Origin of the sequence: Streptomyces sp. NPDC001634, assembly GCF_040298185.1 — a bacterium.
In the GTDB taxonomy this organism is placed as follows: domain Bacteria; phylum Actinomycetota; class Actinomycetes; order Streptomycetales; family Streptomycetaceae; genus Streptomyces.
The window spans coordinates 1-9,901 of record NZ_JBEOZU010000169.1 but is presented as its reverse complement, the minus strand read 5'-3'; the positions used below and the strand labels follow the sequence as shown (position 1 = coordinate 9,901).

The 9,901-nt window shown below is 71.1% G+C and carries 11 protein-coding genes; 7 read left to right on the top strand and 4 right to left on the bottom strand.

Annotated features, from left to right (window positions below; translation table 11 throughout):
• The 3 genes from ABT186_RS46595 to ABT186_RS46585 all read right to left on the bottom strand — a co-directional run.
• The coding region (locus ABT186_RS46595) for a DEAD/DEAH box helicase (RefSeq protein WP_351930478.1) at window positions 1–1,517 on the bottom strand (1,517 nt) is incomplete at its 3' end.
• 25 nt (window positions 1,518–1,542) lie between these two features.
• A complete protein-coding gene (locus ABT186_RS46590) occupies window positions 1,543–1,884 on the bottom strand; it encodes a hypothetical protein (protein ID WP_351930476.1) in 342 nt (113 codons plus the stop codon).
• A 173-nt stretch (window positions 1,885–2,057) separates the two neighbouring features.
• On the bottom strand, window positions 2,058–2,870 hold the full coding sequence (locus ABT186_RS46585; protein ID WP_351236755.1) for a class I SAM-dependent methyltransferase: 813 nt from the start codon (window positions 2,868–2,870) through the stop codon (window positions 2,058–2,060).
• Between the two features lie 393 nt (window positions 2,871–3,263).
• Here ABT186_RS46585 and rpsA point away from each other — a divergent pair, with 393 nt between their 5' ends.
• From rpsA to ABT186_RS46565, 4 genes are all read left to right on the top strand, one after another.
• A complete protein-coding gene (rpsA, locus tag ABT186_RS46580; RefSeq protein WP_055491747.1) occupies window positions 3,264–4,754 on the top strand; it encodes a 30S ribosomal protein S1 in 1,491 nt (496 codons plus the stop codon).
• A gap of 277 nt (window positions 4,755–5,031) precedes the next feature.
• Window positions 5,032–5,970 (top strand): PAC2 family protein, encoded by a 939-nt coding sequence (locus ABT186_RS46575; protein WP_351236753.1) that lies wholly within the window; start codon window positions 5,032–5,034, stop codon window positions 5,968–5,970.
• Between the two features lie 52 nt (window positions 5,971–6,022).
• The gene (coaE, locus tag ABT186_RS46570) at window positions 6,023–6,631 is read left to right on the top strand and encodes a dephospho-CoA kinase (protein WP_351930474.1); all 609 of its coding nucleotides are present in this window, start codon (window positions 6,023–6,025) and stop codon (window positions 6,629–6,631) included.
• Between the two features lie 50 nt (window positions 6,632–6,681).
• Window positions 6,682–7,062 (top strand): tetratricopeptide repeat protein, encoded by a 381-nt coding sequence (locus ABT186_RS46565; RefSeq protein ID WP_351236744.1) that lies wholly within the window; start codon window positions 6,682–6,684, stop codon window positions 7,060–7,062.
• Between the two features lie 29 nt (window positions 7,063–7,091).
• Here ABT186_RS46565 and ABT186_RS46560 read toward each other — a convergent pair whose 3' ends face one another.
• Window positions 7,092–7,367 carry a DUF6343 family protein gene (locus tag ABT186_RS46560; RefSeq protein ID WP_351930472.1) on the bottom strand — a complete coding sequence of 92 codons (276 nt, stop codon included), beginning with the start codon at window positions 7,365–7,367 and terminating at the stop codon, window positions 7,092–7,094.
• Window positions 7,368–7,473: 106 nt separating this feature from the next.
• Here ABT186_RS46560 and ABT186_RS46555 point away from each other — a divergent pair, with 106 nt between their 5' ends.
• The 3 genes from ABT186_RS46555 (at window position 7,474) to ABT186_RS46545 (ending at window position 9,789) form a co-directional block, all read left to right on the top strand.
• The gene (locus ABT186_RS46555) at window positions 7,474–8,460 is read left to right on the top strand and encodes an acyltransferase domain-containing protein (RefSeq protein WP_351930480.1); all 987 of its coding nucleotides are present in this window, start codon (window positions 7,474–7,476) and stop codon (window positions 8,458–8,460) included.
• Between the two features lie 95 nt (window positions 8,461–8,555).
• Window positions 8,556–9,254, top strand: a complete 699-nt coding sequence (locus ABT186_RS46550; RefSeq protein WP_351930470.1) for a class I SAM-dependent methyltransferase — start codon at window positions 8,556–8,558, stop codon at window positions 9,252–9,254.
• A 73-nt stretch (window positions 9,255–9,327) separates the two neighbouring features.
• On the top strand, window positions 9,328–9,789 hold the full coding sequence (locus tag ABT186_RS46545) for a DoxX family protein (RefSeq protein WP_351236739.1): 462 nt from the start codon (window positions 9,328–9,330) through the stop codon (window positions 9,787–9,789).
• The last annotated feature ends 112 nt before the right edge of the window (window positions 9,790–9,901 follow it).

Sequence of the window (9,901 nt, the reverse complement as noted above, 5' to 3'; positions counted from 1 at the left end):
GCGGCGCCCCCCCCCCCCCCCCCCCCGGCCCGCAGCCGGCGCACCTCGTCCCGCCAGCGGGCCGCGTACGCGTCGCCGCTGCGCCGGGCCGCCCGCCACGCCGCCGCCAGGTCGTCGCCGTACTCCCGCGGCGGCTCCTCGCTCAGCAGGGCGACCACCTCGGCAGCCCGATCCGCGCCGACCTCGGGCGCCGCGTCCAGCAGGGCGCGTGCCAGCCGCGGATGCAGACCGAGCCGGGCCATCCGTACGCCCCGGTCCGTGGCCCGCCCCGCCGGGTCCACCGCGCCGATCGCCGTCAGCACCGACCGTGCCGCCGCCATCGCCCCGCCCGGCGGAGCGTCCAGGAGCGCCAGCCCCGATGCGTCCGGGTCACCCCAGCACGCCGCCTGCAACGCGAACGCCGTCAGGTCGGCGAGCCTGATCTCCGGTGCCGGGAAGCGGGACAGCCGCGCGTCCTCCGCCTCGGACCAGCAGCGGTACACCCGGCCCGGCGCCTCACGCCCCGCCCGGCCCGCGCGCTGCCGCCCCGCCGCCTGCGAGGCCCGTACCGTCGTCAGCGCGCTCAGCCCGCGCGCATGGTCCATCCGGGGCTCCCGCGCCAGCCCGGAGTCGACGACCACGCGCACCCCGGGCACGGTCAGCGACGACTCCGCGACGGCCGTCGCCAGCACCACCCGCCGGCCGGTGCCGGGCGACAGCACCGCGTCCTGCACGGCCGCAGGCGCCCGCCCGTGCACCTGCAGCACCTCGACGTCGCCCAGGCCTCCCAGCTGCCCCGCCACGCGCGCGATCTCCCCGACCCCGGGCAGAAAGCACAACACGTCCCCCTCGAACTCGGCGACCGCCCGACGCACCACCGACGCCACATGCGTCAGCAGCGCCGGGTCCACGCGCATCCCGTGCGGCGGACGGACGGGCCGCGCGGGAGGCGCCCACACCACCTCGACGGGGTACGACACGCCCTCCGCCTCGACAACCGGCGCCCCGCCCAGCAGCCGGGCCCAGCCCTCCGCGTCCGTTGTTGCGGAAGCCGCCACCAGCCGCAGCCCGGGCCGCAGGGCCTCCCGTACGTCGAGCAGGAAGGCGGCAACCGTGTCGGCGTCCAGGTGCCGCTCGTGGCACTCGTCGAGCACCACCACATCGACGTCCGCCAGTTCCTGGTCCCGTTGCAGCCGCTGGAGCAGCACCCCGGTCGTGACGACCTCCACGCGCGTGTGCCGCCCCGTCACCCGCTCACCGCGCACGGTGTACCCGACGCTGTCGCCGGGCTTCTCCCCGAGCAGCCACGCCATTCGCCGGGCCGCCGCCCGCGCGGCGATCCGCCGCGGCTCGGCGACGACCACGCGGCGGTCCGGCCCACCGCCGACGAGCCCGGCGAGGACCAGCGGCACGAGCGTCGTCTTGCCCGTACCGGGCGGCGCGCACAGCACCGCGACGCCGTCCGCGTCCAGGGCCCGCCGAAGAGCCGGGAGGGCGGAACGGACGGGAAGGCGGTCGAGGGCGTCGTGGCGGATCACCGCACCAGTGTTCCAGGCGGCCTCGTCAGGGGAGGAAGGCGTGGTGGCAGGGCCGGCAGATCAGCTTCCTGTGCCAGTCGGCCCGCTCCTTCGCGGCCTGGGCCACCCTGTCGCGCAGCGACACCAGCCAGAAGCCTCCGCCGGCCAGCCCGACGAACCCCAGCCATGTGTCGGCGACGAGCAGGGCGCAGCCCACGGTCAGCAGCCCGAGCGGCGCCGTCCACCGCTCGTCGTGCAGCGCGGGCCGGGCCAGGTGCGGCACCCCGGCCCGCCCTTCGGGCGACAGCGTCCTCCAGTACGCGCTGAGTCTCGTGGTCCCGTCGCTCCGTTTGCAGAGCGGGCAGACGTGCATGCGCGTACCCCCCACGCGTAGCACCGCGGACCGCAGCCTTGAGGGCGACGTGTCGGGTGACGTATCGATCGTGTCGGGCGACGTGTCGATCGTGTCGGGTGACGTGTCGGCTTATCGTTTCTGCCCGTCCCGCACCCGGGGCATACGCGCAGGGCCGCCGGCGCCGTGGATTGGCCGGAACCGCCCCCTCAGTCCCGCTCGCACACGAATATCGCCGTCCCCGGGATCAGGGCGCCCCGCAGCGGCGACCACCCGCCCCACTCCGATGTGTTCCAGGCCGGCCACTCCGGCTCGACCAGGTCCACGAGCCGGAAGCCGGCCGTCACGATGTCCCGGACACGGTCGCCGAGGGTGCGGTGGTGCTCGACGTAGACGGCCCGGCCCTGTTCGTCCTGCTCGACGTACGGCGTGCGGTCGAAGTACGAGGCCGAGACCGACAGCCCCTCGGGTCCCGGCTCGTCCGGGAACGCCCAGCGGATCGGGTGCGTCACCGAGAAGACGAAGCGGCTGCCGGGGCGCAGCACCCGGTGCACCTCCCGCAGCACCAGGACGGGGTCCGCGACGAACGGCAGTGCCCCGTACGCGGAGCACGCCAGGTCGAAGGAGGCGTCCTTGAAGGGCAGGATGCCCGCGTCGGCCTGGACGAGGGGGATGCTCCCGCCGATGCGGAGGGCGTGCTGGAGCTGGCGGTGGGAGAGGTCAAGGGCGACCGGATGCGCGCCCTGACCGGCCAGCCAGCGCGAGCACTGTGCCGCTCCGGCGCCGATCTCCAGGACGCGCCTGCCCTTGAGGTTCTCCGGCGGGCCCAGTAGTTCGGCCTCGACCTCGTCGAGGCCCTCGGGACCCCAGACGAAGCGGTCGTCGCCGAGGAACGTGCCGTGCTCGATCTGGTACTCGTCCGCGTTCCGGTCCCACCAGCCCCGGTTGGCCCGGGAACTCTCCGTGGCACCCGCCGCACGTCGGGTGGCTTCCGGCTCGGACGCTTCGGGCTCTTGGATGATCGGCTCCCTCGTCGTACTCTTCCCTGCAACCCGTTCGGCGGATGGCGCGGAAGAGGTGTCTCAGGCCTGTGCGGCCTCGAGGCGTTATCGGATATGCGGCTGCCGTCGCATGAGGACTTGTGCCGGGATTGCGGCGATCCGCCCCGGGTGTGCGGCTTCGCGCATTGACCCTGTCCGGCTGCCCCCGTATGCTACAAGTTGCGCTGCGGGCCTGCGCACCTCAGACGGAGCAGGCTGCGCTCGCATCTGTTGTATGTCCCCTCGGTTCTCGAGGCGCCACAGGCTGTACCTGGTGTGGCGCTTCCTTGGCTGTCCGGCTTCTGCAGAGCGAAACGGGCTCCCGGCGTAAGCAGTGCCTACGACTTCAATGTCCGTACCGGAGCCCTTTCCCACATGACGAGCAGCACCGAGACCACCGCCACCACCCCGCAGGTAGCGGTCAACGACATCGGTAACGAGGAAGCCTTCCTCGCAGCGATCGACGAGACGATCAAGTACTTCAACGACGGCGACATCGTCGACGGCGTCATCGTGAAGGTCGACCGGGACGAGGTCCTGCTCGACATCGGTTACAAGACCGAAGGTGTCATCCCGAGCCGCGAGCTCTCGATCAAGCACGACGTCGACCCGAACGAGGTCGTTGCCGTCGGCGACGAGATCGAGGCCCTCGTCCTCCAGAAGGAGGACAAGGAAGGCCGCCTGATCCTCTCGAAGAAGCGCGCCCAGTACGAGCGTGCCTGGGGCACGATCGAGAAGATCAAGGAAGAGGACGGCATCGTCACCGGTACCGTCATCGAGGTCGTCAAGGGTGGTCTCATCCTCGACATCGGCCTCCGCGGCTTCCTTCCGGCCTCCCTGGTCGAGATGCGCCGCGTCCGCGACCTTCAGCCGTACGTCGGCAAGGAGCTCGAGGCGAAGATCATCGAGCTGGACAAGAACCGCAACAACGTGGTCCTGTCCCGCCGCGCCTGGCTCGAGCAGACCCAGTCCGAGGTCCGCCAGACGTTCCTCACGACCCTCCAGAAGGGTCAGGTCCGCTCCGGTGTGGTCTCCTCGATCGTCAACTTCGGTGCCTTCGTGGACCTGGGTGGCGTCGACGGTCTGGTCCACGTCTCCGAGCTGTCCTGGAAGCACATCGACCACCCGTCCGAGGTCGTCGAGGTCGGCCAGGAGGTCACCGTCGAGGTCCTCGACGTCGACATGGACCGCGAGCGCGTCTCCCTGTCGCTGAAGGCGACCCAGGAAGACCCGTGGCAGCAGTTCGCCCGCACCCACCAGATCGGCCAGGTCGTGCCCGGTAAGGTCACGAAGCTGGTTCCGTTCGGTGCGTTCGTCCGCGTGGACGAGGGCATCGAGGGTCTGGTTCACATCTCCGAGCTGGCCGAGCGCCACGTGGAGATCCCGGAGCAGGTCGTCCAGGTCAACGACGAGATCTTCGTCAAGGTCATCGACATCGACCTCGAGCGCCGTCGCATCAGCCTCTCGCTGAAGCAGGCCAACGAGTCCTTCGGTGCCGACCCGGCCTCGGTCGAGTTCGACCCGACCCTGTACGGCATGGCCGCGTCCTACGACGACCAGGGCAACTACATCTACCCCGAGGGCTTCGACCCCGAGACCAACGACTGGCTCGAGGGCTACGAGAAGCAGCGCGAGGAGTGGGAGCGCCAGTACGCCGAGGCGCAGCAGCGCTTCGAGCAGCACCAGCAGCAGGTCATCAAGTCCCGCGAGGCCGACGCCGCCGCCGCTGCCGAGGGTGGCGAGGCCGCCGCTCCGGCCGCGACCGGTGGTTCGTACTCCTCCGAGGGTGGCGACAACTCCGGCGCGCTCGCCTCGGACGAGGCGCTGGCTGCCCTGCGCGAGAAGCTGGCCGGCGGCCAGAGCTGAACGCTCACCGCTGAGGCCTAGCCGTTGACTGAGGGCCCGCACCCCACTGGGGTGCGGGCCCTCAGTGCATGAGTGCGCTCTGGACGGGGAGTTGACCACCGCGGACCGGTTCCAATCGGCCCGAAATACGATAACGGCCCCCCACGCGCGCGTACTTACGACGTAAGCCACGGGAGTGGCTGAAAAGCAGGGAGCGGCGCAGGAACGGGCGCGGGCCGGGAATGCCTGCGCCCTGCACCACGTTGTGCAGTACGAACACGAGGAGGCGCGGTCTACAGTGCTTGATCCGCAGGGTTTGTACGCATGGGAGCCGAAGGGCCTGGCCGTCGTCGACATGGCGCTCGCCCAGGAGTCGGCCGGTCTGGTCATGCTCTACCACTTCGACGGGTACATCGACGCGGGCGAGACCGGCGACCAGATCGTCGACCGGCTGCTCGACTCGCTGCCCCACCAGATCGTGGCCCGGTTCGACCACGACCGGCTCGTGGACTACCGCGCCCGCCGTCCGCTGCTCACCTTCAAGCGCGACCGGTGGACGGACTACGAGGTTCCCTCGATCGAGGTGTACCTCGTCCAGGACGCCACCGGAGCGCCCTTCCTGCTGCTGACCGGCCCCGAACCGGACGTGGAGTGGGAGCGCTTCGCCGCGGCCGTCCAGCAGATCGTGGAGCGGCTCGGGGTCCGACTGTCCGTGAACTTCCATGGCATCCCCATGGGCGTGCCGCACACCCGGCCGGTGGGTCTCACCCCGCACGGCAACCGTACCGACCTCGTCCCCGGCCACCGCAGCCCCTTCGAGGAGGCCCAGGTCCCGGGCAGCGCCGAGTCCCTGGTCGAGTACCGGCTCATGGAGGCCGGGCACGACGTCCTGGGCGTCGCGGCGCACGTCCCGCACTACATCGCCCGCTCCGCGTACCCGGACGCAGCACTGACCGTGCTGGAGGCCATCACGGCCGCCACGGGGCTCGTCCTGCCGGGCGTCGCACATGCCCTGCGCACCGACGCGTACCGCACGCAGACGGAGATAGACCGGCAGATCCAGGAGGGCGACGAGGAGCTCGTCGCGCTCGTGCAGGGCCTTGAGCACCAGTACGACGCCGCCTCTGGTGCCGAGACACGCGGCAACATGCTCGCCGAGCCCGTCGACATCCCGTCCGCGGACGAGATCGGGCAGGAATTCGAGCGCTTCCTTGCGGAGCGCGAGGGCGACGGCTGAACGTACGGGCCTGCCACCGGCACTGTCAGTGGCAGGCCGTAGGCTTCCGGTCATGCTGAAGGTGGGGCTGACCGGCGGTATCGGCGCCGGCAAGAGCGAGGTGTCGCGGCTGCTCGTGGAATGCGGGGCCGTGCTGATCGACGCGGACCGCATCGCGCGTGAGGTGGTCGCGCCCGGAACTCCCGGTCTTGCGGCGGTCGTCGAGGCCTTCGGGAAGGAGGTCCTCGCGCCGGACGGCAGCCTGGACCGCGCCAGACTGGGCTCCATCGTCTTCGCAGACCCTGAGAAGCTCGCCGTCCTGAACTCGATCGTGCACCCCCTGGTGGGCGCCCGCTCCCGCGAACTGGAGACCGCCGCACCGGAGGACGCCGTCGTCGTCCACGACGTCCCCCTCCTCACCGAGAACGGACTGGCCCCCCTCTACGACGTCGTGGTCGTCGTCGACGCGAGCCCCGCCACCCAGCTCGACCGGCTCGTCCGGCTGCGGGGGATGACCGAGGAAGACGCACGCGCGCGCATGGGCGCCCAGGCGACGCGCGAGAAGCGCCTGGAGATCGCGGACCTCGTCATCGACAACGACGTGCCCATGGAGCAGCTGGAGGGGCGCGTAAGGGGCGTATGGGAGGAACTCGTGCGCAGAGCGCATCGTTCACAGGAATAGCACTCGCCACCGGGGGCGTTGAACCGGCGCCGTGAGGGAAGGACTCTGCTGTGCCCGACACCAGCGATTCCACCGGACGTACTCCGGAGACGCATGTCATCGACTTCCGCGCCGCGGAGCAGCTGCTTGCCGCTCGGGACCCGCGGGGCGCGGTGAAGCTGCTCGACGGAGTCATAGCCGCGCATCCCGAGAACACGGCGGCGCGGCTGCTGCGCGCGCGTGCCTTCTTCGCCGCGGCGCAACTGCGACCTGCCGAGCTGGAGTTCAGCATCGTGCTGGAGCGTGAGCCGGACAACGCGTTCGCGCACTTCGCGCTGGCCCGCACCTACGAGCGCCAGGCGCGGCCGGAGGAGGCGAAGCGGCACTTCCGGCTGGCGGCAGCGCTGGATCCCAATCCGCAGTATCTGAAGGCGGCGCGCTTCGACTCGTAGGCGCGCCCTGCACGACGCCGACCGCCCGGCTACGGGCGCCGGCGCTCCGGCGGCGGGTACGGCGGGACGTCCGGGCCAGGCTGCCAGTGCGGGCCCTGGTGGATGTGCCGCAGGATCACGGCCATGTCGACGGTGATCACCAGCCACAGGACACCGCACGCCGCCGCCCAGCCAGGACGCCCTACAAGGGCGAACACAACCGTTCCGAAGGTTGCCCAGACCAGACCCCAGACGCTCAGCCAGAAGCGCGCCCGCAGAGCACTGCGCGCTGTCGCCGGTTCACTGCCCGTACGCATCGGAATCATCGCTCCTACCCGGAAAAGTACCCTTCGTGGTGCACGTTCACCACGGAACTGCGACCGGATCCGGACGACCGCGGGAAGCGCGGCCGGATCCACGGGGGAGGCGATGGTGCTGCTGGAGGCGCTACGGGCGGACGCGAGGCTCGCCGAGTGGCTGAGGGACCTCGAGGGCGAGGGCGACGCCGGCGTGCGGGCCGCACCGCCCGACGCCGACGAGCTGCCCGAGGTCCTGCTGGACCTGTCCGTGCCCCACGAGGACATCAACGAGCTCGTCGCGCTGCGTGCCCGGCTCGGTGAGGATCCGGAGGCGATGGCGCTGCTGGCGCGGTGTGTCGCCCGGTTCGTGCGGGACATGGGGGAGATCGGAAAGGGCTGGGAGCCGCCGCCGTTCCCCGAGTGCGCCGGGCCGCTCGGGCGGGTCTTCCACGTGTACGTCTTCGTCGCGGCACTTCCGTATGTGCGCGCCTACCACCGGGAGCGCGGCGTCCCGCAGGAGGTGTCCCGGCGCACGCTCGCCGACCTCGGCCGTCATGTGGCGGTCCACCGACGGCGGCGCGGCACGGGCGGGCTGCTGTTCCCGTGGTGGATCTCGCTGCACTTCCACGGGGAGCTGTTCCAGCTGGGGCGGCTGCAGTTCCAGCGGGCTCGGCTGGGGCAGCGCACGGGGCGGGCCGTCGCGGCGGCGGGGAAGGGAGCGGGGCCCGGTGACCCCTGTCTGAGCCTGCACATACCGGACTTCTCGGGTCCGCTGTCGCCGTCCGCCTGCGAGCGGTCCCTGGGGCTGGCACGGGAGTTCTTCGCCCGGCACTACCCCGAGGAGCGCTACGAGATCGCCGTCTGCCACTCCTGGCTGCTGGATCCGCAGCTGAAGCGGTATCTGCCGCCCGAGTCCAACATCATCCGCTTCCAGGACCGATTCGAGCTCGCGCACGTGGAGACGACACCGGACGACGGGGTGCCGGTCGGATTCGTCTTCGGCGACCCGGAACTTCCGGTGGAGGAGCTGCCGCGCCGGAGCGGTGTCGAGAGGGCGGTGGGGGACCATCTGCGGGCGGGCGGGCATTGGTACGGGGGGCACGGCTGGTTTGCGCTCTGACTGATCCCGCGCGTGCGTGCTGCCGTCGACCGCTTCACCCCATCGGGTGATGGGGGAGCGGGAACGAGCCGCTGCGGGCGGTCCGTTGGACGGGCATGAGGCTGAACAGGCGGGAAGGATACGAGGGGACGGGCCCCGGGGCGATCACGCCCGACGGCTGCGCGGTCGAGCTCTACTCACGGCTGCCGATCGGGGACGAGCCGGACATCATCGCAACGGCCGTGCCCGCGGGCGCGCACATTCTGGAGCTGGGCAGCGGGGTCGGGCGGATGACCCACCCGCTCCTCGACCGTGGTTTCACGGTCACGGCCGTGGACGAGTCGGCGGAGATGCTCGAGCGGGTGCGCGGGACACGCACGATATGCAGCCCGATCGAGGCCCTGGACCTGGGCGAGACGTTCGACGTGGTGATGCTCGCGTCGTTCCTCGTACACGCGGGCGACGAGGAGGTGCGGCGCGGAATGCTGCGGACCTGCGCAGGGCATGTGGCGCACGGCGGGTGCGTGCTGATCCAGCGCGAGGGGGCGGACTACCACGCGGACGTGCCGCGCGAACGGGTCGACCCGAGCGGCTTCACGATACGGATCGTGTCCTCGGAGCCGGTGGGAGACGGGGTGAACTCGGTGCACGCGGAGTACGAGTTCCCCGACGCGAACTGGACGCAGACGTTCCTGGCACGGCCGCTGAGCAGGGAGCAGTTCGAGGAAGCGCTGGGGGAGGCGGAGCTGAGGGTGGACCGTTATCTGACGGAGGACGGGGTGTGGGTGAGGGCGGTGAAGAATCCGGCCGGGTAGCGATGAGTTGGGGGACGCCGGCCGGTCTACCTCTGTGACAGCACTGCGGAACTGCTTCACACAGGAGAACCCCATGTCCGAGACCACTGCCCCCGTCACCCGCGCCACCTCCGCCTCCGTCGCCCCGTCGGTGAGCCACGACCAGAGCCGGAGCCGTCGCGCCGAGATCTCCCTGCGCGCCCTGCAGGTGGCGCTCGCGCTCTTCTACGGGGTCGCGAGCGCACTGCCCAAGCTGATCGCGCACCCGTCGGCCGTCGAGTCCTTTGACAAGATCGGCTGGGGGAGCACGGGGATGTACATCATCGGCTCGCTCGAACTGGCCGGTGCGGTCGCGCTGTTGGTACCCGTGCTGGCGTCGGTCTCGGCGGTCGCGCTGTCCGCGCTGATGGTGGGTGCGTTCATCGTTCAGCTCACCGTCTTCGACGGCCAGTACGCGGCGACCCCGCTGATCCTGATGCTTCCGCTGGCCCTGATTGCCTGGACGCGCCGCCACCGCACGGGGGACCTCGTGCGTCTGGTACGCCGCCGCGCCTGACCCACTCGCGCGCACGGTGTCGAGGGCTTCCGGGGCGCCCGGAAGCCCTCGACACCGTACGGAGGCGACGGGAGTAAGGGGAGCCGGGGCGCGCCGACGGGGTACGGCGTGT

Bases quoted from the DNA above. Each gene is read 5' to 3' on its own strand.
- coaE (WP_351930474.1), top strand. From the start codon at position 6,023: ATGCTGAAGGTGGGGCTGACCGGCGGTATCGGCGCCGGCAAGAGCGAG.
- rpsA (WP_055491747.1), top strand. From the start codon at position 3,264: ATGACGAGCAGCACCGAGACCACCGCCACCACCCCGCAGGTAGCGGTC.
- ABT186_RS46545 (WP_351236739.1), top strand. From the start codon at position 9,328: ATGTCCGAGACCACTGCCCCCGTCACCCGCGCCACCTCCGCCTCCGTC.
- ABT186_RS46560 (WP_351930472.1), bottom strand. From the start codon at position 7,367: ATGATTCCGATGCGTACGGGCAGTGAACCGGCGACAGCGCGCAGTGCT.
- ABT186_RS46550 (WP_351930470.1), top strand. From the start codon at position 8,556: ATGAGGCTGAACAGGCGGGAAGGATACGAGGGGACGGGCCCCGGGGCG.